The organism is Roseomonas haemaphysalidis, from assembly GCF_017355405.1.
In the GTDB taxonomy this organism is placed as follows: domain Bacteria; phylum Pseudomonadota; class Alphaproteobacteria; order Acetobacterales; family Acetobacteraceae; genus Pseudoroseomonas; species Pseudoroseomonas haemaphysalidis.
In genome coordinates this window covers 2371602-2392171 of the sequence record NZ_CP061177.1, presented here as the reverse complement: position 1 = coordinate 2392171, position 20570 = coordinate 2371602, and the positions used below count along the sequence as shown (strand labels likewise).

General features: G+C 70.9%; 19 protein-coding genes and 1 tRNA gene. 6 read left to right on the top strand and 14 right to left on the bottom strand.

What is annotated here, in order from left to right; genetic code table 11:
• Nucleotides 1-7: 7 nt before the first annotated feature.
• The 9 genes from IAI59_RS11040 to IAI59_RS11000 form a co-directional block, all read right to left on the bottom strand.
• Entirely contained in the window at nucleotides 8-985 is a 978-nt protein-coding gene (locus IAI59_RS11040; RefSeq protein WP_207417354.1) for a phosphotransferase enzyme family protein, read from the bottom strand.
• Nucleotides 986-1003: 18 nt separating this feature from the next.
• Complete coding sequence (locus IAI59_RS11035) at nucleotides 1004-2125, bottom strand: NAD(P)/FAD-dependent oxidoreductase (RefSeq protein WP_207417355.1); 1122 nt, start codon at nucleotides 2123-2125, stop codon at nucleotides 1004-1006.
• Nucleotides 2122-3477: an NAD(P)/FAD-dependent oxidoreductase gene (locus IAI59_RS11030; protein WP_207417356.1), complete on the bottom strand. Its 1356-nt coding sequence runs from the start codon at nucleotides 3475-3477 to the stop codon at nucleotides 2122-2124. The genes IAI59_RS11035 and IAI59_RS11030 overlap by 4 nt, the downstream gene beginning before the upstream one ends.
• Nucleotides 3474-3749: a (2Fe-2S)-binding protein gene (locus IAI59_RS11025; RefSeq protein ID WP_207417358.1), complete on the bottom strand. Its 276-nt coding sequence runs from the start codon at nucleotides 3747-3749 to the stop codon at nucleotides 3474-3476. The genes IAI59_RS11030 and IAI59_RS11025 overlap by 4 nt, the downstream gene beginning before the upstream one ends.
• A complete protein-coding gene (locus IAI59_RS11020; protein ID WP_207417360.1) occupies nucleotides 3746-4435 on the bottom strand; it encodes an SDR family NAD(P)-dependent oxidoreductase in 690 nt (229 codons plus the stop codon). Before IAI59_RS11020 ends, IAI59_RS11025 begins: the two co-directional genes overlap by 4 nt.
• Nucleotides 4428-5948, bottom strand: a complete 1521-nt coding sequence (locus IAI59_RS11015; protein ID WP_207417361.1) for an ABC transporter substrate-binding protein — start codon at nucleotides 5946-5948, stop codon at nucleotides 4428-4430. Before IAI59_RS11015 ends, IAI59_RS11020 begins: the two co-directional genes overlap by 8 nt.
• A gap of 19 nt (nucleotides 5949-5967) precedes the next feature.
• The gene (locus tag IAI59_RS11010) at nucleotides 5968-7620 is read right to left on the bottom strand and encodes a hydantoinase B/oxoprolinase family protein (RefSeq protein ID WP_207417362.1); all 1653 of its coding nucleotides are present in this window, start codon (nucleotides 7618-7620) and stop codon (nucleotides 5968-5970) included.
• The gene (locus tag IAI59_RS11005) at nucleotides 7617-9689 is read right to left on the bottom strand and encodes a hydantoinase/oxoprolinase family protein (protein WP_207417363.1); all 2073 of its coding nucleotides are present in this window, start codon (nucleotides 9687-9689) and stop codon (nucleotides 7617-7619) included. The genes IAI59_RS11010 and IAI59_RS11005 overlap by 4 nt, the downstream gene beginning before the upstream one ends.
• A 173-nt stretch (nucleotides 9690-9862) precedes the next feature.
• Nucleotides 9863-11203 carry a dicarboxylate/amino acid:cation symporter gene (locus tag IAI59_RS11000; protein WP_419556471.1) on the bottom strand — a complete coding sequence of 447 codons (1341 nt, stop codon included), beginning with the start codon at nucleotides 11201-11203 and terminating at the stop codon, nucleotides 9863-9865.
• 202 nt (nucleotides 11204-11405) lie between these two features.
• Here IAI59_RS11000 and IAI59_RS10995 point away from each other — a divergent pair, with 202 nt between their 5' ends.
• The 5 genes from IAI59_RS10995 to IAI59_RS10975 are packed head-to-tail and all read left to right on the top strand — an operon-like array spanning nucleotide 11406 to nucleotide 17036.
• Nucleotides 11406-13256: a sensor histidine kinase gene (locus tag IAI59_RS10995; protein ID WP_237181111.1), complete on the top strand. Its 1851-nt coding sequence runs from the start codon at nucleotides 11406-11408 to the stop codon at nucleotides 13254-13256.
• Nucleotides 13253-14593: a sigma-54-dependent transcriptional regulator gene (locus tag IAI59_RS10990; RefSeq protein ID WP_207417364.1), complete on the top strand. Its 1341-nt coding sequence runs from the start codon at nucleotides 13253-13255 to the stop codon at nucleotides 14591-14593. The genes IAI59_RS10995 and IAI59_RS10990 overlap by 4 nt, the downstream gene beginning before the upstream one ends.
• Nucleotides 14594-14599: 6 nt before the next feature.
• A complete protein-coding gene (locus IAI59_RS10985) occupies nucleotides 14600-15655 on the top strand; it encodes an alanine racemase (RefSeq protein WP_207417365.1) in 1056 nt (351 codons plus the stop codon).
• Nucleotides 15652-16113 (top strand): RidA family protein, encoded by a 462-nt coding sequence (locus tag IAI59_RS10980; RefSeq protein ID WP_207417366.1) that lies wholly within the window; start codon nucleotides 15652-15654, stop codon nucleotides 16111-16113. The genes IAI59_RS10985 and IAI59_RS10980 overlap by 4 nt, the downstream gene beginning before the upstream one ends.
• Complete coding sequence (locus IAI59_RS10975; RefSeq protein WP_207417367.1) at nucleotides 16113-17036, top strand: pyridoxal-phosphate dependent enzyme; 924 nt, start codon at nucleotides 16113-16115, stop codon at nucleotides 17034-17036. Before IAI59_RS10980 ends, IAI59_RS10975 begins: the two co-directional genes overlap by 1 nt.
• Here IAI59_RS10975 and IAI59_RS10970 read toward each other — a convergent pair.
• The 3 genes from IAI59_RS10970 to IAI59_RS10960 are packed head-to-tail and all read right to left on the bottom strand — an operon-like array spanning nucleotide 17033 to nucleotide 18896.
• Nucleotides 17033-18082: a toxic anion resistance protein gene (locus tag IAI59_RS10970; RefSeq protein WP_207417368.1), complete on the bottom strand. Its 1050-nt coding sequence runs from the start codon at nucleotides 18080-18082 to the stop codon at nucleotides 17033-17035. The genes IAI59_RS10975 and IAI59_RS10970 overlap by 4 nt on opposite strands.
• Nucleotides 18079-18762: a hypothetical protein gene (locus IAI59_RS10965; RefSeq protein WP_207417369.1), complete on the bottom strand. Its 684-nt coding sequence runs from the start codon at nucleotides 18760-18762 to the stop codon at nucleotides 18079-18081. The genes IAI59_RS10970 and IAI59_RS10965 overlap by 4 nt, the downstream gene beginning before the upstream one ends.
• Nucleotides 18759-18896 carry a hypothetical protein gene (locus IAI59_RS10960; RefSeq protein ID WP_207417370.1) on the bottom strand — a complete coding sequence of 46 codons (138 nt, stop codon included), beginning with the start codon at nucleotides 18894-18896 and terminating at the stop codon, nucleotides 18759-18761. Before IAI59_RS10960 ends, IAI59_RS10965 begins: the two co-directional genes overlap by 4 nt.
• A 129-nt stretch (nucleotides 18897-19025) precedes the next feature.
• Here IAI59_RS10960 and IAI59_RS10955 point away from each other — a divergent pair, with 129 nt between their 5' ends.
• The gene (locus IAI59_RS10955) at nucleotides 19026-20204 is read left to right on the top strand and encodes a benzoate/H(+) symporter BenE family transporter (RefSeq protein ID WP_207417371.1); all 1179 of its coding nucleotides are present in this window, start codon (nucleotides 19026-19028) and stop codon (nucleotides 20202-20204) included.
• Between the two features lie 10 nt (nucleotides 20205-20214).
• On the opposite strand, the gene IAI59_RS10950 is transcribed toward IAI59_RS10955, so the two are convergent.
• Nucleotides 20215-20287 (bottom strand) — tRNA-His (locus tag IAI59_RS10950).
• A gap of 89 nt (nucleotides 20288-20376) precedes the next feature.
• Nucleotides 20377-20550 carry a DUF1328 domain-containing protein gene (locus IAI59_RS10945; protein WP_207417372.1) on the bottom strand — a complete coding sequence of 58 codons (174 nt, stop codon included), beginning with the start codon at nucleotides 20548-20550 and terminating at the stop codon, nucleotides 20377-20379.
• Nucleotides 20551-20570 lie beyond the last annotated feature (20 nt).

Below are 20570 nucleotides of genomic sequence, written 5' to 3'. Positions count from 1 at the left end.
GGTCAGCCTACCCGGAAGCAACGCCCGTGCCAGCCAGGAAGCGCCGGCCCATCGTCACCGTGCCATGGGTGTAATCCGCGCCCAGGGCCTGTGCCGTCGGCGTTTCGGCATGCGAGGCGATCCAGGCGGTCAGCAGCATGCGCCGCAGCATGATGAAGCGGGGCAGCATGGCGGTGTCGCGCTCCGCCAGCGGCGCCACGGCACGATAGCCGGCGATCCATTCCGCCATCAGCCGCGGCACCGCCGGGTCGTGTTCCATGAAGCTGACGGCGGCGGCGAAATCGTAGAGATGCCAGCAAAAGCCGCAATCGTCGAAGTCAATGACGCCCAGGCGGGCGCCATCCGCCAGAAGGTTGGTCAGGCGCAGATCGGCATGCACCAGCCCGAAGCGGTCCGGGCCATCCCCGAAGGCGTCCAGCTCATCGCCCAACCGGCTCGCGACGGCCGCCAGCACCGCCTCGCCCGCCGCATCAAGCCCGATCGCGGCGCGCCAGGGACCCCAGTGGCCCTGGTCGCCCAGCATGGTCGAGGCATCCCACCGCTTGCGCCGGAAGCCTTCCGGCGGCGACCAGCCGCGCGCATGGGCATGCAGCCGCGCGGTGATGCCGCCAAGCTGGCGGAAGCGCGCCGGCAGGTCGCCGGCCGGGTCCACGCCCGGCATGTGGGCAAAGGCGACGGCGTGCCGCAGCACCGCGCCGTCCGGCAGGGCCTGCAGCAGCGTGCCGTCCAGCGCCGGGACCGGGGCGGGCGTGTGGACGACGCCTGCCGCGCGCAGCGCCGCGATCCAGTCCAGCTCCGACCGCATCTCCGCGGGCGTGTGGTAGCCGTCGCGATAGACCCGCAACACCAGCGCTTCACCGGCGATGAAGGTGGCGTTCTCCGACACGTTCAGCAACGAGAGCGGCGCGTCGGCCGGCAGTCCCCAGCGTGGCAGGGCGGCGGCCAGCAGGCACCGCAGGCGGTCGAGAAAGGCGGCATCGTACATCCGCCGCCGGATAGCGGATCAGACGGCCTGCGCGAAGCGGGTGATGCGGAAGGGCTCCAGCGGCACGTCCGTTTGCCCGTCCAGCACCAGTTCGCTCAGAATGGCACCGATTGCCGGGCCAAGCTGGAAGCCCGCGCCCGAGAAGCCGAAGGCGTGGAACAGCCCCGGCGTGGTGGCGCTGGGGCCGATCACCGGGATGCTGTCGGGCATCTGCCCGTCGATGCCGCTCCAGGACCGGATCACCTGCGCGCCAGCCAGGTGCGGCACCAGCTCGATGGCCAGGGCGGCGGTGGCCATGGTCACCTCCGCGACCGGGCGGGACCAGGGGATGGCGCCCGGCGGCCCCGGGTCGCTTTCCCCATGGCCGCCGCCGATCACCACGTTGCCACGCGGAATCTGGCGCAGGTAGACATTGCCACCGACCACGCCGAGGTTCGGCTCGATCATGTAGGGCAGCGGCTCGGTGACAAACATGTTGGGGCTGAGCGGGACCACCGGCACCGGCTCGCCAAAGGCCGCCGCCACCCGGCCGCCCCAGAAGCCCGCGACATTCAGCAGAACCGGGGCGGAGAACCGGCCGCCGCCCGCCGTGCCGAGGTGGAACAGCGCGCCGTCATGCGCCATCTCCAGCACCTCGCACCGCTCGTGAATGCTGGCGCCGGCCTGCCGCGCCGCGCGGGCCAGGGCGGGTGCCAGCAGCCGGGGGTTGGCCGAGCCGTCTTCCGGCGACATGGAGCCCGCCACCACCGTCGGCCCCAGCCACGGATAATCAGCGCGGATCGCGTTGCGGCCGACCATGCGCAGCCCCAGCCCATGCTCCCGCGCCACGTCGAGATAGGCGACGAGCACCGCCTCCTCCGCCGCCGAGCGGGCCAGCTTCAGGTGGCCGGTGACGGTGAACTCCGCTTCCGTGCCGGCCAGATGCTTCATGCGGCCCCAGAGCTCGCGCGAGCGGCGGGCGATCGGCAATTCCGCCGGGTGGCGCCCCTGCTGCCGCACCCCGCCGTAGTTGACGCCGGAGGCCTGGCCGCCCACCAGCCCGCGTTCCAGCAGCGCCACCTTTGCGCCCCGCCGCGCCAGGTGCAGCGCCGCCGAGCAGCCGGCGCCCCCGGCCCCGAGCACCAGGACGTCGAAGCTCATGGCGCCGCCCCCAGCGGGATCGGCTTGACCGGCGCCTGCCCGCGCAGCCGCCCAACCTCCGCCACGGAGCAGCCCAGCTTGGCAGCGAGGATCTCGGCCGCGGCGGCGCCACAAACGCGGCCCTGGCAACGGCCCATGCCGGCGCGGCTGATGGCCTTGGCGCGGTTCAGTTCCGGCGCGCCCAGCGCCGGGCCGTCAGTGGTGGCGCGCAACGCGCCGGCCGTCAGGTTCTCGCACCGGCAGAAGATGGCGTCGTCGGGCATCCCGGCCGCCAGATGCGCCGGAAAGGGAAAGGCGCTTTCGAGAGCGGCACGGAAACGGGCCAGGTTGCGCAGCTTGGCGTCCAGCACCGTCGTGTCCACGGCATGCCCGGCATCCTGCAGCAACGCCAGGGCCGCGCGCTGGCCACCGAGTTCCGCCACCTCCGCGCCGCCGATGCCGCTGCCGTCGCCCGCGAGATAAAGGTCCGGGACGGGTGTGCGCCCGGCAGCGTCCCGCCGGGGGGCCCAGCCGTGCTGCTGGGGGTCGAAATCGAAGGGGATGCCGGCGAGGTCCGCGAGCTGCGCTTCCGGCTTCAGCCCCCAACCCATGCCCACGGCATCGCATTCCACTTGGTGCTCACGCCCCCGCGCATCGCGCCAGCGAATGCCGGCCACCGTGTCCTGACCTTCGATCGCCAGCGGCGTGACACCTTCGGCGATCCGGACGCGATGCGCCCGCAGCCAGGCGATGTAGTAGAGCCCCTTGGCGAAGGTGGCGGGCCCGCGCAGCAGGCCGGGGGCGGCGGCGGCCTTGGTGGCGAAGGGCGTGGTGTCCAGCACGGCCGCCACCTCGGCCCCCGCCCTGGCGTATTGATAGGCCACCAGCCACAGCAGCGGACCGCTGCCCAGAAAGGCCACCCGCCGGCCGATGCCGCAGCCCTGCGACTTCAGGGCGATCTGCGCGCCGCCCATGGTGGTGACGCCCGGCAGGGTCCAGCCCGGCACCGGCAGCACGCGGTCCATGGCGCCGGTGCACAGGATGGCGGAGTCGTAGTCCACCACGCCCTGCCGCCCGGCGCCGAGCGTGTTCAACTGCCGCGCGCCGGGGCGGATGTTCCAGACCAGCGTTTCCGGCCGCCAGTCGGCCCGTGCCCGGGCGATGTCAAAGGCGGCATGCAGCGCGGTGGCCCGCTTGGCCTCGAAACCGTAGAGCTGGCGCGCGTCGCGCCGCAGCCCCGCGGGCGGGCGCTGGTAGATGCGGCCGCCGCCCTCCACTGCCTCGTCCAGCCAGACGGGGCGGAGCCCGGCCTCCAGCAGCGCCGTCACCGCCCGCACGCCGGCCGGGCCGGCACCGACCACCGCCACCTTCATCCGCGCATGACCTTCATGCCGTCCCGCGCCAGGGTGGCACAGGCCCGGACCCGGCCGAGACCCTCCACCGAAACCCAGCAGTCCTGGCAGGCGCCCATCAGGCAGAAGCCGGCGCGCGGGCCGTCGCCGAACTCGCTGGCCCGCAGGTGGCCGGCGCCGCCGGCCAGCAGGGCAGTCAGCACCGTGTCGCCCTCCAGGCCCGCGACCGGGGCGCCATCCAGCGTCAGGTGGAGCGGCGGCCGGTCGGTGTCGCGCAGGCGGGCCAGCTTCACAGCGTGTCCTCGTGCCGGCAATTCACCAGGAGCTCGGCGACGCTGGCGGTGTTGGGCAAGCGCAGCAGCATCTCGGCCAGCAATGCCAAGTCCTCAGGGCGGGTCATGCGGTCGCGCGGCAGGGAGGTGACATGCGAGGTCATGTCAGTATCCACGAAGCCGGGGCAGAGCGCCGTGGCACGGATGCCGTGCTCCCAGCCCAGCCGCCGCACCTCCTGCGTCAGTGCCATGACGGCGAACTTGCTCATGGCATAGCCGAGGTTGTCGTTGCGGATCCGCTTGCCGGACAGCGAGGCGACATTGATCACCCGCCCCTGCCCGCTCGCCTTCAGGTGCGGCCAGGCGGCACGCACCGCCAGGATCGGCCCCATGGCGTTGACGGACCAGAGATCCTGGAAGGCTTCGTCCGGCCCCTCCAGCAGCGTAGCGCGCGGATTGATGCCGGCGGCGTTGACCAGCGCATCGACGCGGCCGAAGCGTGCCACCGTGCCCTCGGCCCAGGCGGCGGCGCTGCGGGGCGTGGTGGCGTCATACAGAAAGCCCGCCGCGCCCGCCGGCGCGCGAGAAAGGTCCCGCACCCCGGCGCTGACGGTGCACCCCGCCGCCTGCAGCCGTTCGGCGATGGCCCGCCCGATGCCGCGCGCGGCACCGGACACCATCACCACCTTCCCCGCGAGGTCACGCAAGGGAGGCTGTCTCGAAGGTCAGGCCGGAATAGAAGGTCAGCGCCCCGGGCAGGTTCTTGAAGCCGCTGACCGTCTTTTTCATGGCATAGCCCTGGCTGCGCCAGGTGAGGCCGACGATGGGCGCCTGCTCGATCGCCACGCCCTCCATCTCCTTGTAGATCGCGCGGCGCTTGGCCTCGTCGAACTCGGCGCGCCCGGCCGCCAGCAGCTCCGTGATGCGCTCGGTCTTCAAGCCGTAGCTGCGGACGTAGGAGGGCGACAGGCTGCCGTCGATGAAATTGGCGATGCCGTCGGGGTCGTTGCTGTCCGCCGCCGTGCCCATCACCGCGAAGTCGTATTGCCCACGGTTGCCGATGGATACGCGCGTGCCCCAGTCCGGCAGGCTCAGCGTCACGTTCATGCCGACGGCAGCCAAGTGGTTCTGCACCACCTCCGCCGTGTCCTTGTGCATGCCGTATTGCGCGGTGGACAGCAGCGAAACCGGCACGCCCGCCGCGCCGGCCTCGGCCAGCAGTTTCCTGGACAGCTCCGGATCGTACTTCCAGGCGTCCTTGTATTCCGGATTGTAGAAGGGGCTCGCCTGGGCGATCGGCAACTGGAAAAGACCGGAACCGCGCCCGAAGAAGGCCGCCTTCACCAAGTCGTCGCGCCGGATGGCATGCGCCACCGCGCGGCGCACGCGCGGGTCGTTGAAGGGCGGCTTGCCGCCGTTGAAGACCAGGAACATGAAGGCGCCGTCCACGGTGTCCAGCGACAGCTGCGGGTTGGCGCTGATGGCGTCCATCGCCTGCCAGGGCACGTATTCGATCAGGTCGAGGTCGCCGGACTGCAGCGCCGCCGTGCGCAGGTTCTCGTCCGGGTAAGCCACGACGCGGATGCCCTTCAGGCGCGGCAGCCCGGGCTTGTAGAAATTCGGATTGGCCTCGAAGTCGAGCGAGGTGCCCCGCTCCTGTCCCTTCAGGACGAAGGGCCCGGCACCGACCGGCGCGTTGCGCTCCGAGCCGCGAAAGATGATCGGCAGGTGATAGCTGGCCATGAGGTTGGGCAGCGTGGCCACCGGCACCTTGGTGACGATCCGCACGGTGCGGTCGTCGGGCGTTTCCACCGCCTCGATGTTCTGCATCTCGGCACGGAAGAAGGCGGTGGATTTCGGATCGGCGATCTGCTCGATCGTCCACTTCACGTCGGCCGCCGTCACCTTCTGGCCGTTCTGGAACTTCGCGTCGCGCAGCTTGAAGGTCCAGGCGGTGGTGCCGTCCCGCGCCCAGCTTTCCGCCAGCTCGCCACGCAGCGCGCCGTCGTCGGCATAGGAGCAAAGGCCGCGGTACATCAGCAGCTTCATGGTCGCCGCCGCCGTGCCGCTGTTGGCCCAGGGCTGGATGGTGGGCGGAAAAGAAGACAGCCCGAAGGTCAGCACCCCCGGCGTGGCGGCGCGGGCGCCGGGCACGCGCAGGAAGGGCAGCGCGGCGGCACCGGCCAGCAGGGAACGGCGGGGCAGAGTCACGGGAGGCATGGGCGTGGTCTCCTTTGGCTCAGGCTTGATGATGATAGGCGTCCCGGGCGGCGGCGGCGCTGATCACGCCCTCCGCCACGTCGCGCGCCACGGCTTCCGGCGGGCGGGCGCTGGCGGGGCCATAGGCGCCGGCACCGGGGCTGACGATGGCGAACCACTGGCCGGCCTTGAGCGCCGCGCCGCTGCCGGTGAAGGTCACGCCCGGGCCGCATTCGACGGCGCCGCGCGCGCCCGCCCCGCCGCCCTGCAAGCCCCAGGATTCCGAGCGCAACCGGCCGATGTCCACCCGCACCAGGCAATCCTCGTCGGCGCGGTAGACGCGGCGCAACCCCATGCCACCGCGATGCTGGCCGGTGCCGCCGGAATCCTGGATCAGCTCGTAGCGCAGCAGCGTCAGCGGGTATTCGATCTCCAGCGCCTCGACCGGCAGGTTGGAGGTGTTGGTGTTGTGGACATGCACGCCGTCCAGCCCGTCCTTGTCAGGCCGGGCGCCGCTGCCGCCGCCCATGGTTTCCAGGTAAACCCAGAGCTCGCCGTCCTCCTTGCGCTGGCCGATGAAGCTGGCAACGGTGCAAACGGAGTTGGAGCAGGCCGTGACACGCTCCGGCGCCGCCTGGGCGATGGCGCCGAGGATCAGGTCCGCCACCCGCTGGCAGGCGGCCATGCGGCCGTTCACCGCGGCCGGGTGCTCGCAGTTCAGGATGCTGCCGCGGCGGGCGGTGATGGTCAGCGGCCGCGCCAGCCCGGCATTGGGCAGGATGGTCGGGTCCACGATCGACTTGACCATGTAGTAGACGGTGGCCAGCAGCGCCGTGTAGGTCATGTTGATGCCGGCGCGGCGCTGGTCGGTCGCCTCGAAGTCCAGCGTCATGCCGTCGCCGGCGATGGTGACGGTCACCGCCATCGGCAAGGTTTCGGACAGGTCGATGGGGTCGAACACATCCTCGAAGCGCCAGGTGCCGTCCGGCAGGGCGGCGATGCCGGCGCGCATCTTGCGCTCGGCATAGTCCAGCAGCGCGTCGGCGGCACCGAGCACGGTGTCCACGCCATATTTGGCGCAGAGCCCCTGGAAGCGCAGCACGCCCACGCGGTTGGCCGCCATCTGGGCGCGCAGGTCGGACAGCCGCTCATGCGGCACCTGGCAGTTCAGCAGGATCAGGTCCTGGATGTCGTCCTGCAAAACGCCCGCGCGGTACAGCCGCACGGGCGGGATGCGCAGGCCTTCCTGGTAGATATGCGCGTGGCCGCGGTCGGCGAAGTCGGAATGGTGCGCGAGGTTGACGGTCCAGGCGGCCAGCCGCCCTTCCACGAAGATCGGCTCGGCCAACACGATGTCCGGCAGGTGGGTGCCGCCGCCCTCATAGGCGTCGTTGCCGACGAAGACATCGCCGGGCCGCATCTCCTCAACGCGGTGCTTCGCCATGATCTGCGGGATGATGCCGATGAAGCTGCCGAGGTGGATCGGGATATGCTCCGCCTGGCACAGCGTCTGCCCGGCGGCGTTGAACAACGCGGTGGAACAGTCGCGCCGTTCCTTGATGTTGGTGGAATAGCTGGCACGGATCAGCGCTTCCCCCGTTTCCTCGACGATCGAGGAAAGCGCGGCGCCGATGACCTCGATGGTGATCGGGTCCAGCGCGGCGGGCGTGGCGTGCGCGACGGCGTGGCTCATGCCGCGACCTCCAGGATCAGGTTGAGATAGGGGTCGACGCACGCCGTCATGCCAGGCGGCACCACGGTGGTGGTGTCCATCTGCTCGACGATGGCGGGGCCGGCGAAGCGGTTGCCGGGCTTCAACTCGTCGCGGCTGTAGATCGGCGTCGGCACGAAGTCGCCGGCCTCGGGGAACCAGACGGGGCGCTCGCCGATGCGGGCGGCGGTGGCATCGGGGCCAGCCTCGGGGTGGCGGGTCAGCGTCGCCTTCTGCACAAACCCGGTGGCTTCCAGCCGCAGGGTGACGACCTGCACCAGCTCGCCCTCCGCCACGAAGCCGTAGCGCTGGCGGTGCAGATCGGCAAAGCCGCTGGCCAGGGCATCCAGCGTGGCTTCCGTCACCGGGCCATCGGGCAGCGCCACGGCCAGCTCGTAGTTCTGGCCCTTGTAGCGCATGTCGGCGGTGCGGGTGAGCTGCCGGTTGCCAGCGGCGATCTCCTCGTGCGCGAACCAGTCCTCGGCGCGGGCGGCGAGCGTGTCGAAGCCCTCGGCAATCTCGGGTACGGAGGCAGGGGCCAGCGGCAAGAGCTTGGTGGCGGCGAAGTCGGCGCGCAGGTCGGTCAGCAGCAGGCCCATGGCGCAAAGGATGCCCGGGTTGCGCGGCACCAGCACGCGCTTCATGTCCAGTTCCTTGGCCAGCCGTGCCGCGTAGAGCGGGCCGCCGCCGCCGAAGGCCATCAGCGTGAAGTCGCGCGGGTCATGCCCGCGCTGCACGGAAATGACGCGGATGGCGCGCGCCATGTTGGCGGTGACGACGGACAGGATGCCCTGCGCCGTTTCCATCAGCCCAAGGCCAAGCTGTTCCGCCAGCCGCCCCACCGCCTGCTTCGCCAGATCCTGGCGGATCGCCATGCGGCCGCCCAACAGGTGGGTGGGGTTCAGGGTCTGGAGCACCACGTTGGCGTCGGTGGTGGCGGGCTCGGTGCTGCCCTTGTCGTAGCAGACCGGGCCGGGGAAGGCGCCGCAGGAGCGCGGCCCCACCTTCAGCAGCCCGCCGGCATCGACATGCGCGATGGAGCCGCCGCCGGCGCCCACGGTGTGGATGTCCAGCATCGGCGCCTTGATCGGGTAGCCGTGCACCACCGCCTCGCTGGTCAGCCGGCACTGGCCACCCTGCAACAGCGCGACGTCGGTGGAGGTGCCGCCCATGTCGAAGGTGATCAGGTCCTCGAACCCGGCCAGCTTGCCGATCACCTGCGCGCCGACCACGCCGGTGGACGGGCCGGACAGCACGGTGCGCACCGGCAGGCCGGCGGCGGCGGCGAAGCTGATGACGCCGCCGTTGGACTGCGTCAGGTGCGGCGTGGCCGTCATGCCCAGCCCTTCCAGGCGCGGCACGAGGTTCTCGATGTAGCGCCGCATCACCGGGCCAAGATAGGCGTTCAGCACGACGGTGGAGAGCCGCTCGTATTCGCGGAACTCGGGCGCGATCTCATGGCCGGCGCTGATGAAAGCCTCCGGCATCTCCTCGCGCAGGATCTCGACGGCGCGCTGCTCGTGCTCGGGCCGGATGAAGCCGTAGAGAAACGAAACCGCGACGGCCTTGACCCCCGCCTCCCGCAAGGCAACGGCGGCGGCGCGCATGGCGGCCTCGTCCAGCGCGGTTTCCACCGTGCCGTCGTGCCGCACCCGCTCGGGCACCTCCTGGCGCAGGTCGCGCGCCACCAGCACGGGGGGCTTGTCCGCCTGCATGTCGTAAAGGTCGGGGCGCTTCTGGCGGCCGATCTCCAGCAGGTCGCGGAAGCCGTCCGTCGTCACCAGCCCGGTGCGGACGCCACGATGCTGGATCAGCGCGTTGGTGGCAACCGTGGTGCCATGGCCGAAATAGCTGACCGGGGCGCCGGGCTTGTCGCCGGCCTCGGGCGCCACGCGGCGCATGCCTTCCTCGACCCCCTGCGCGATGCCGCGGGACGGGTCATCGGGCGTGGAGGACACCTTCCAGACCTCGACCCGGCCGCTGTCCTCGTCAAACAGGCAGACATCCGTGAATGTGCCGCCTGAATCCACGCCTACCCGCCAACGTGCCATGCCGCGAAAGCCTCCATGCCGTGTCAGGATGGAAAGCCTCTGGCTTTGGCGCCAATCCCGCAAGCGGTTATTTCACCGTTCGGTCATTGTTCCACTGGGCGGCACCGGGCGCGGAAACGAAAAAGGGCGGGCCCCGACGGGCCCGCTCTCCGTTTCCGCGCCTGGAGGACGCGTTATTCTGCGGCGGCCGGAACGGCGGAACCGGTCGGGTCCGACATCGGGTGGCCGGCCATCGCGGCGTCCAGACGCGTGCGGTCCAGCTCGCCTTCCCAGCGCGCCACCACCACGGTGGCCACCGCGTTGCCGACCAGGTTGGTCAGCGCGCGGCACTCGGACATGAAGCGGTCGATGCCCAGGATCAGCGCCATGCCGGCCACCGGCACGGCCGGCACGACGGACAGGGTGGCGGCCAGGGTGATGAAGCCCGCGCCGGTGATGCCGGCTGCACCCTTGGAGGACAGCATCGCCACCAGCAGCAGCAGGATCTGGTCGCCGAAGCCGAGCGGCGTGTCAGTCGCCTGGGCGATGAACAGGGCGGCCAGGGTCATGTAGATGTTGGTGCCGTCCAGGTTGAAGCTGTAGCCGGTCGGGATCACCAGCCCGACCACGGACTTCTTGCAGCCCGCGCGCTCCATCTTCTCCATCAGGGTCGGCAGCGCGGCCTCGGACGAGGAGGTGCCGAGGACGAGCAGCAGCTCCTCCTTGATGTACTTGATCAGCGCGATGATCGAGAAGCCGTTGTAGCGCGCGACGGCGCCCAGCACGACCAGCACGAAGATCAGCGCCGTGATGTAGAAGGTGCCGACCAGGAAGGCGAGGTTGGCGACCGAGGAGATGCCGTAGCGGCCGATGGTGAAGGCCATGGCGCCGAAGGCGCCGATGGGCGCGGCCTTCATCAGGATGCCGACCAGCGTGAAGATCGGCGCCGTCAGGGCGTGCAGGAAGTTCAGCACGGGCTTGCCGCGGTCGCCCACCATGGCGAGCGCGATGCCGAACAGCACCGCGAAGAACAGCACCTGCAGGATGTCGCCCGAGGCGAAGGCGCCCACGATGGTGTTCGGGATGATGTTCATGAGAAAGCCGGTGACGGTCTGCTCATGCGCCTGCGCGGCGTAGCCCTGCACGGCCTTGGTATCCAGCGTCGCAGGGTTGATGTGCAGCCCATAGCCCGGCTGCAGCAGGTTGCCGACCACCAGGCCGACGACCAGCGCCAGGGTGGAAAAGCACAGGAAGTACAGCATCGCCTTGCCGGCGACGCGGCCCACCTTGGTCAGGTCGCTCATGCCGGCGATGCCGGTGGCCACGGTCAGGAAGATGACGGGGGCGATGATCATCTTCACCAGCTTGATGAAGGCATCGCCCAGCGGCTTCATCGCGGTGCCCTCGGCCGGCCAGAAGTGGCCGAGCGCGATGCCGAGGGCGATGGCGACCAGCACCTGGAAATACAGGTGGGCGTAGATCGGCTTCTTGCGGGGGGGCGTCCCGCTGGGCATCGGGGGGGCGAGGCTCGCCATGTTTGTTTCCTCCGGTCTGCCTGGATCTCCAGGCGTTGCATGCGCGACAGACGCCGGGATTGCCCGCCGTTGCAGCCGTTGCTGCCTCTTTGGCAAGCGCCGTGCCAAAGGCTTGGGCGCCGCAAAACATGGAAAAGACATAAGACCCAAGACTTCCAGTCACCCTCTTTGTGCGGATTCCCGCTCGCGACGGAATGCCGTGGTGTGGTATTCCGCACGCATGCCGGATGCCGCCCGCTCCCCCCGCCACCTGCGTGCCGACCGGCGCGCGGCGGCCTGGCTGGCGCTGGGCCTGCTGGCCGTGATGGTGGCCGTGCTGCTGGGCTGGGCCGCGGGGCTGGCCGCGCGGCATGACGCCGGCCATGCGCTGGAAGACCAGGCCCGCGCGACGGCGAACCTGAACGCCGCGCTGCTGCGGACCGAGCTGGAAAAGCAGCGCTCCCTGCCCTTCGTGCTGGCTGCCGACCCCGACCTGCGCGATGCCCTGCAGCATCCCGACCCGGCCCGGCTCCTGGCCACCAGCCGCAAGCTGGAGCGGTTGCGGGACGGCACCGGCGCCGACGTGATCTACCTGATCGACAGCGTCGGCATGACCGTGGCCGCCAGCAACTGGCGGGACGACACCAGCTTCGTCGGCAACGACTACCGGTTCCGCCAGTACTTCCAGGAGGGGCTGGCGGCGGGCGCGGGCGAACATTACGCGCTGGGCAATGTCAGCCGGCGCCCCGGCCTCTACATCTCCCGCCGCCTGGGTCCCGCCACGGCGCCGCTCGGCGTCGTGGTGGTGAAGGTGGAGTTCGGCGCGGTCGAGGACGCGTGGCGCGACCCTCAGCGCCCGGTCTATGTCGCGGACCCGCAGGGCGTGGTGCTGGTGACCAACCGCCCCGCCTGGCGCTTCCGCACGCTGGAGCCGCTGCCGGACGAGGACCTGACGGCCATCCGCGACAGCCTGCAATATGGCGATGCGCCGCTGACGCCGTTGCCGCTGCGCTCCAATCCCATCGGCCGGGACCCCGGTACCGTGTTGCTGGACGCGGAGAACTCCGGCCGCGCCGTGGCGATGCTGCGCGTGGAGGTGCCAGTCCCCGCCGCTCCCTGGCGCCTGTTCATGCTGGTCCCGGCCGAGGCGACGCTGGCCGCGGCCGAGGCGGACCGGCGGCATGCCGTGCTGGGCTTGTCCCTGCTGATGTTCGGTTTTGGCGGCTTTCTGCTGCAACGCGCCGGCCGCACCCGCCGCCGCGCCGCAGCGCAGGAGGCCGCACGCGCCGAACTGGAAGACCGCGTCGCCGCCCGCACCGCCGAGCTGACCGCCGAGATCGCCGGGCGGGAACAAACGGAAGCGCGGCTGGCGGAGGCGCGGGACACGTTGCAGCAGGCCAACCGGCTGGCGACGCTGGGGCAGGTTGCGGCGGGCGTGGCGCATGAGATCAACCAGCCGGTCGCCGCCATCCGCAGCTATGCCGAGAACGCCGGCACCTTTCTGGACCGGGGGGACACCGCCAAGGCCCGCGGCAACCTGGAAACCATCGGCCGCTTGTGCCAGCGCATCGGCGGCATCACCGATGAGCTCCGCGCCTTTTCCCGCAAGGGGGCCGGTCCCCTTGGCCCGGTGCGGGTGGCGGCGGCGGTGGAAGGGGCGGCCCTGCTGTTGCGCGCCCGGCTGGACCAGCAAGGCGTGCCGCTGCACCGCGGTCCCCCCTTCCACGATGCCTGGATCATCGGGCATCAGGTGCGGCTGGAGCAGGTGCTGGTCAACCTGATCCAGAACGCTCTGGACGCGCTGGAAGACCAGGATGACGGCCAGATCCACCTGTCCGTCCTGGCCACCGGCGGCGAGGTGCGGATCGAGGTGCGGGACAATGGCCCAGGCATCCCCGAGGCCATCCGCGTCGCGTTGTTCCTGCCCTTCACCACCAGCAAGCCGCAGGGCCTCGGCCTCGGGCTGGTGATCTGCAACGACATCGTCACCGAGGCCGGCGGCCGCATCGAGGCGTCCGCGCCGCCCGGGGGCGGCACCGGCTTCACCATCATCCTGCCGGAGGCGCAGCCATGACCCTGAACCGCGTGGCCTTCGTGGACGACGACCCCGATCTCCGCGCTGCCAATGCCCAGACGCTGGAGCTGGCCGGGCTGGAGCCGCTGCCGCTGGGGTCGGGGGCCGAGGCCCTGGCACGGCTGGACGCGGAGTTCGACGGCGTGGTGGTCAGCGACGTGCGAATGCCGGGCATGGACGGGCTGACGCTGTTCCGCCGCCTGCGGGAACGCGATGCCGACCTGCCGGTGATCCTGGTCACCGGCCATGGCGACATTGCCATGGCCGTCGCCGCCATCCAGGAAGGCGCCTACGACTTCATCCCCAAGCCCTACGCACCCGAGGCGCTGCTGGCCAGCGTGCGGCGCGGCCTGGAGAAGCGGCGCCTCGTGCTGGAAAACCGGCGGCTGCGCGAAGCCACCCGCAGCGGCGACACGGATGGCCTGCTGCTGGGCGAAACGCCGGCCATGCAGCGCCTGCGCCGCACCCTGCGCCACGTGGCGGATGCCGACGTGGACGTGCTGGTGGTGGGCGAGACGGGCGCGGGCAAGGAAGTGGTTTCTGCCGCGCTGCACCGCTGGAGCCGCCGCGCCACCCGCCCCTTCGTGGCCCTGAATTGCGGCGCGCTGCCGGAGGCGGTGATCGAGAGCGAGTTGTTCGGCCACGAGCCCGGCGCCTTTACCGGCGCGCAGAAGAAGCGCGTGGGGCGGATCGAGCACGCCAGCGGCGGCACGCTGTTTCTGGACGAGATCGAGAGCATGGCCCCTGCCCTGCAGGTCAAGCTCCTGCGGGTGCTGGAAACGCGCGAGGTGGCGCCGCTGGGCACCAACGAGGTGCGGCAGCTCGACCTGCGGGTGGTGGCCGCCAGCAAGGTGGACCTGGGCGAGGCCGCCAGCGCCGGGCGCTTCCGCGAGGACCTGTTCTATCGCCTCAACGTCGTCACGGTCTGCATTCCGCCCCTGCGCGAGCGGCGAGGCGACATCCCGCTGCTGTTCGCGCATTTCCTGAAGCGCGCGGCGGCCCGCTTCCGCCGCCCGACGCCACCGTTGACGGCGGCGGTGGAGCGCCACCTCCTGTCCCACCCCTGGCCCGGCAACGTGCGGGAACTGTCGCATTTCGCGGAACGCTTCGTGCTGGGGCTGGAAGCGCCCGAAGAGGCGTCCCTGCCCGATACCGGCGACGGCACCCTGCCCGAGCGGGTGGAGCGCTTCGAGGGCACTCTCATCCGCGCCGCGCTCCAGGCCAACGGTGGCGACGTCCGCGCGACGCTCCAGGCTCTCGGCATTCCCCGCAAGACCTTCTATGACAAGCTGACGCGCCACGGCATCGACCGGGCGCAGTATGCGCGGCAGGAGTAGGCAGCCTTGGACATCGCTTCCCTCGAAACCCCGGTCCCCGTGGTCGATCTCGGCATCGCCGAGGCCAACATCGCCCGGATGCAGGCCTATGCCGACGCGCATGGCATCGCGCTGCGGCCGCACATCAAGACCCACAAGCTGCCCGCCCTGGCGCACCGCCAGCTCGAACAGGGTGCGCGCGGCATCACCTGCCAGAAGCTGGGCGAGGCCGAGGTGATGGCCGATGCTGGCATTGACGACATCTTCATCAGCTACCCGATCATCGGCGAGGCCAAGGCCGAGCGGCTGGCGGCGCTGGCCGCCCGTGTGAAGATGCGCGTTAATGTCGACAGCAGCGCCGGCATCGAGACGCTGGCCCGCGCGGCGCGGCACGGCCACGAGATCGGCGTGGTCATCGAGTTCGACAGCGGCAACAAGCGCAGCGGCGTGGTGACGGTGGATGCCGCCGTGGCCCTGGCCAAGCAGGCCGCCGCCACCCCCGGCCTGCGCTTCGACGGGCTGATGACCTACCCGACCAGCGCGGCCTCGGCCGCCTTCATCGCGGAAGCCCTGCCGAAGCTGCGGGCGGAGGGGCTGGAGCCCGCCGTGCTGTCCGGTGGCGGCAGCCCCAAGGCGGTGCACACGCATGAGATGGCGCCCGTCAACGAACTCCGCGTCGGCACCTATGTCTACAACGACCGCATGATGGTCGCAGCCGGCGCCGCCGGCTGGGAGGATTGCGCGCTGACCGTGCATGTCACCGTGATCAGCCGCCCCGAGGACGACCGCGCCATCATCGACGCCGGCAGCAAGACCTTCGCCGCCGACATCATGCCGGGCGGCCAGCAGCTCGGCTACGGGCACATCCTGGAATACCCGGACGCGCGCATCGACCGCATCAGCGAGGAGCATGGCATGGTGGACCTGACCGCCTGCGCCAAGAAGCCCGCGATCGGTGAGCGGCTGCGCGTGGTGCCCAACCACGTCTGCCCCGTCAGCAACCTGCACGACCGGGTGGCCACGGTGAAGGACGGCGCCTTCCTCGGCTTCGTGGATGTCGCCGCCCGTGGGCGCACGCTGTGAGCGCCGCCGAGGACCGCCTGGCCGCGCTGGGACACGCCCTGCCGGTGCTGGGCAAGCCGCTGTTCGCCTACGTGCCGTTCCGCCGCGCCGGCGACATCGCCTATATCTCCGGCCAGGTGCCGCGCCACGCGGACGGATCGCTGACCACCGGCAAGGTGGGCGGCGACATGAGCATCGAGGACGCGCAGAAGGCCGCCGAGCTCTGCGCCCTGCACATCCTGGCCGTGGCGAAGGAGGCCGCCGGCAGCCTGGAGAAGGTGGAATTCCTGAAGGTGTTCGGCATGGTCAATGCGGTGCCGGAGTTCGGCCAGCAGCCGCAGGTGATCGATGCCTGTTCCAAACTGCTGTTCGCCGCCCTGGGCGAGAACGGCCGCCACGCCCGTTCCGCCGTCGGCATGGGTTCGCTGCCCTCCAACGTGCCGGTGGAGATCGAGGCGGTGATCCGGATCCTCGACTGATGCCGCTGCACATCGACACGCCGCTGCTCGAATCCCGCCCGCTCGGGCAGGCGACCGGGCGTCAGGTCTGGCTGAAGCTGGACGCGATGCAGCCTTCGGGTTCGTTCAAGATCCGTGGCATCGGCCATGCCTGCGAGCACCATGCGCGCGCCGGCAAGCGGCGGTTCCTGTCGTCGTCCGGCGGCAATGCCGGCATCGCGGTGGCCTATGCCGGGCGCAGGCTCGGCGTGCCGGTGACGGTGGTGGTGCCGGAAAGCACCACCGACACCGCCAAGGCGTTAATCCGCCAGGAGGATGCCGAGGTCATCGTGCACGGCGCCACCTGGATGGAAGCCAACGCGCACGCGCAGTCCCTGCGTGACGACGGCACCGCCTTTATCCACCCGTTCGACGACCCGCTGCTGTGGCACGGCCATGCGTCACTGGTGGACGAGGTGGTGCGCGCGGGCCAGGGCTTCGACGCCGTGGTGCTGTCCGTGGGCGGCGGCGGGCTGATGTGCGGTGTGGTCGAGGGGCTGCAGCGCAACGGCCTGGGCACCGTGCCGGTGATCGCTGCGGAAACCGCAGGAGCCGCGTCGCTCGCGCAGTCCGTCGCGGCAGGCCGGCGCGTGGAATTGCCGGCGATCACCAGCATCGCCACCACGCTCGGCGCCAAGATGGTTTGCGAGCGGGCCTTCGCGCTGACCCGCGAACACCCGGTCGAAAGCGTGGTGGTGACGGATGCCGCGGCGCTGGCGGCCTGCGAGCGCTTTCTGGACGACCACCGCATTCTGGTGGAGCCGGCCTGCGGGGCCGCGCTGGCCATCGCCTATGGCGAGCCCGCCCGCCTGGCCCGCTTCGGCCGCGTGCTGGTGGTGGTCTGCGGCGGTGCCTCGGCGGGGCTGGCGCAGCAGCGCGAATGGGCGGCGGCGCTGGCGGCCTAGCGCAGCCGCGCCTTGGTTTCCGCCAGGGCGTTGCGGATCTGCTGCTCGGCCAGCGCCAGCTCCTGGGTCGCGCCACGGCGGGCCTCGCGGCCTTCCGTGGCAATGCGCAGGGTGTCCTCCAGTGTCGCCACCAGGGCCGCGTTGGCCTGCTTCACGGCGGCGATGTCGAACACGCCGCGTTCCACCTCCGTGCGCGCCTCGGCATTGGCCATGCGCAGCGTTTCGGCATTGGCGACCAGGAGCTGGTTGGTCAGGTCGGTCGCGCCGCGGATGGCGGCGCCGGCATCGCGCATGCGCTGGATGGCCAGCGCCTGGGCCAGCTGGGTGCGCCACAGCGGCACGGTGTTGGCCAGCACCGACTGGATCTTGGCCGACAGGGCCCGGTCGTTTTCCTGGATCAACCGGATGGAAGGCAGAGCCTGCATGGCGACCTGCCGTGTCAGCCGCAGGTCGTGCACCCGGCGGTCCAGGGCGTCGCGGGTGGCGCGCAGGTCGGCCAACTTCTGCGGCGCCAGGCCATCGGTGCCGGCTTCTGTCACCCGGATGGCGGCGGGGATGGTTTCGGCATCGGTCCGCGCCAGCACGGCTTCACCGGCCGCGATGTATTCGGCCAGGGAATGGAACCATTCCAGCGTGGCGCCGTAGAGCCGCTCCAGCCGCTCCACGTCCTCCATCAGCCCGGTGCGGTGCGTGTCCAGCTTGTCGCCGATCGCCTCCACCTGCCCGCGCACGCTTTCATACCGGGTGACCAGGGCCGAGGCCTCGGCCTTGCCGCGCCCCAGAAGGCGCCCGACGAGACCCGGCTGCTGCGACAGCTTGGCAACATCGAAGCCGCGCAGTGTCTGCAACAATCCGGACAGCACCGTGCCGGCCTCGCCGGTCGCGGGGTTGCGGGCAGCGCCCAGCATGGCATCGGCGGCATTGGCGGCCCGGTTCTGCGCCTCAGTGCCGAAGCGCAGGATGCTGCCGGGGTCGGACAGGTCGATCTGCCCGGCCAGCGAGCGGATGCGGGCCTCGGACGGGGTGACGGTCAGTTCGTCGCTCAAGCGAAACCCTCCTGGCGCAGGCGGTCGGACAGGACCTTGACCTGAATTTCCAGCGCATCCTGCTGCTCGGCGCGCAACCGGCCCCGCAGGGCGGCGCTGGCGCTCGCCATCTCCTCGACCAGATCGTCGAGGGCGGCGGGCGGCACGGCGCCGTCGCGCAGCTTCTGGGCGATGCGCTCCAGGCCATCCAGCTGCACCACCAGAAAGCGGCGGGCTTCCGGCAGCGGGTCGGCCCGCTGGTCCAGCTCGCCCAGCAGCTCGTTCAACGACACCACGGCGGGGCGCAGCCGGGGCGGCGCGCTGGCCAGCGTCGCGAGGCGGGAGCGCGGCACCGCCAATGGATCCGGGCGGGCGGGCATCTCGGCTGGCGCTTCCGGCACGCCCTCATACAGCAGGCGCGTGCCGAAAAAGGCCATGCCGCCGAACACCAGCGCGGCCAGCGCCGGCGCGTTGCAAGCCAGCGCCGCCAGCAGCGCGGTGCCGACGCCGACCAGGATGGCGGCGTGCTTCGGCCGGCCACGCCGCAACGCGCGCAGCGCCAGCACCACGCCGGCGAGGCCGAGCAGCACGCCCAGGATCGGCCGCTGCGCGCCGCCGATCAGGTTGAACAGCAATGCGAAGGGCAGCGGCAGCGCCAGCAACGCCAGCAGCAGGCCACGCAGCGGCGTGAAGCCGTTCACTGAAACCACCCGAAGACGGAGCGCACCATCGCCAGCAGAGACACCAGCCACAGCGAACATCCCAGCAACGCGAAGCCGCCGGCGCGGCGCAGGGTGCGGTTGCCTGCCAGAGACAGGAGCGAACGTTCGGGCACGGGTGGGATGCTGCGCATGATACCGGAGATTGCCCCGCCTGCCCCCGGGTTCAAGCGCCCGGGCCGGCGGTTGATCCCCTGGCGCATGACGCTACGATCCGCCCGCCCGCCGGACCGGAGTGATGCGCGATGCCCGAAACACCGAAACCGGGCTCGCCCGGCCTTTTGCAGCCGATCGTCGCCGGGCTGCTGGCCGCCGTGGTCGGCTTTTCTTCCACCTTCGCGCTGGTGCTGCATGGCTACGCCGTGGTGGGCGCGACGCCGGCCCAGGCCGCGGGCGGCTTGCTGATGCTGTGCCTGGCGCAGGGCCTGCTTGCCGCCGTGCTGAGCCTGCGCTGGCGCATGCCGATCACCCTGGCCTGGTCCACCCCGGGCTCCGCGCTGCTGGCCGCCACCGGCGCGCTGGACGGTGGGTTCGCCACGGCCACCGGCGCCTTCGTGATCGCGGCGGCATTGATCCTGGTGGCCGGATTGTGGAAGCCGTTCGGACGCGCCGTCGCCGCCATCCCGACGCCGCTGGCCAGCGCGATGCTGGCGGGCATCCTGTTCGAAATCTGCCTCGCACCGGTGCGGGCCAGCGCCGCCATGCCGTGGCTGGCGCTGCCGGTGGTGGGGGCCTGGGCGCTGGCTTGGCGCTTTGCCCGCCTGTACGCGGTTCCGGTGGCGGTGCTGGCCGCGGCGGTGGTGCTGTTTCTGGCGGTGCCCATGCCGGGCGGGCTGTCGGCGCCGGCCATGGCCTGGCCGGAATTCGTCATGCCCCGCTTCAGCATCGGCGCCACGGTGGGACTGGCGATGCCGCTGTTCCTGGTGACCATGGCATCGCAGAACGTGCCGGGCCTCGCGGTCATGCATGCCCATGGCTACCGCCCGGAGCCCGGCGCCATCTTCACCGCGACCGGCGTCACCAGCCTGCTGATCGCGCCCTTCGGCGCGCATCCGATCAACCTGGCCGCCATCACCGCCGCGTTGTGCGCCGGAAAGGATGCTCATCCGGACCCGGCACGGCGCTGGGTGGCATCCGTGGCGTCGGGCGGGGCTTACGTGGTGCTCGGGCTCGGTGCGGGGCTGGCGGCGGCGTTCATCGCCGCGGCACCGCCGCTGCTGATCCAGACGGTGGCGGGGCTGGCCCTGCTGGGTACCCTGGGGGGTGCCATCACTTCGGCGGCGGCTAGCGAACGGGACCGGCTGGCGGCCATGGCCACATTTGTTGCCACGGCATCAGGCGTGACGGTGCTCGGGATCGGGGCGGCATTCTGGGGATTGCTGGCAGGCGGGGCGCTGATGCTGCTCGACCGGCTGCGGAGATAAGCGAGGAATGGGCGACCTACGGGACTCGAACCCGTGACATCCACGACCACAACGTGGCGCTCTACCAACTGAGCTAAGACCGCCATATCCACGGCACCCCGGCGACGTGACCGCCGCCGAGGCCCGCGAGATAGGCCAGTTGCGCCCGCGCGTCAACCAGCCTGTGCGATGGTCAAAGGACCATCTGGCCGGCGGTGAAGGCCATGATCAGGAACACGATGAACAGGATCAGGAAGATACCGAACAGCACCTTCGCCGCCGTGCCTGCCGCCGAGGACACGCCCCGGAAGCCGAGCGCGCCGGCGATGATGGAGATGACGAGGCAGATGAGGGCCCATTTCAGCATGGCGATGTTCCTTGTGCCCG

Coding starts and splice junctions, on each gene's coding strand:
- IAI59_RS11040 (WP_207417354.1), bottom strand. CDS start 985: ATGTACGATGCCGCCTTTCTCGACCGCCTGCGGTGCCTGCTGGCCGCC.
- IAI59_RS11035 (WP_207417355.1), bottom strand. CDS start 2,125: ATGAGCTTCGACGTCCTGGTGCTCGGGGCCGGGGGCGCCGGCTGCTCG.
- IAI59_RS11030 (WP_207417356.1), bottom strand. CDS start 3,477: ATGAAGGTGGCGGTGGTCGGTGCCGGCCCGGCCGGCGTGCGGGCGGTG.
- IAI59_RS11015 (WP_207417361.1), bottom strand. CDS start 5,948: ATGCCTCCCGTGACTCTGCCCCGCCGTTCCCTGCTGGCCGGTGCCGCC.
- IAI59_RS11010 (WP_207417362.1), bottom strand. CDS start 7,620: ATGAGCCACGCCGTCGCGCACGCCACGCCCGCCGCGCTGGACCCGATC.
- IAI59_RS11005 (WP_207417363.1), bottom strand. CDS start 9,689: ATGGCACGTTGGCGGGTAGGCGTGGATTCAGGCGGCACATTCACGGAT.
- IAI59_RS11000 (WP_419556471.1), bottom strand. CDS start 11,203: ATGGCGAGCCTCGCCCCCCCGATGCCCAGCGGGACGCCCCCCCGCAAG.
- IAI59_RS10990 (WP_207417364.1), top strand. CDS start 13,253: ATGACCCTGAACCGCGTGGCCTTCGTGGACGACGACCCCGATCTCCGC.
- IAI59_RS10975 (WP_207417367.1), top strand. CDS start 16,113: ATGCCGCTGCACATCGACACGCCGCTGCTCGAATCCCGCCCGCTCGGG.
- IAI59_RS10955 (WP_207417371.1), top strand. CDS start 19,026: ATGCCCGAAACACCGAAACCGGGCTCGCCCGGCCTTTTGCAGCCGATC.
- IAI59_RS10945 (WP_207417372.1), bottom strand. CDS start 20,550: ATGCTGAAATGGGCCCTCATCTGCCTCGTCATCTCCATCATCGCCGGC.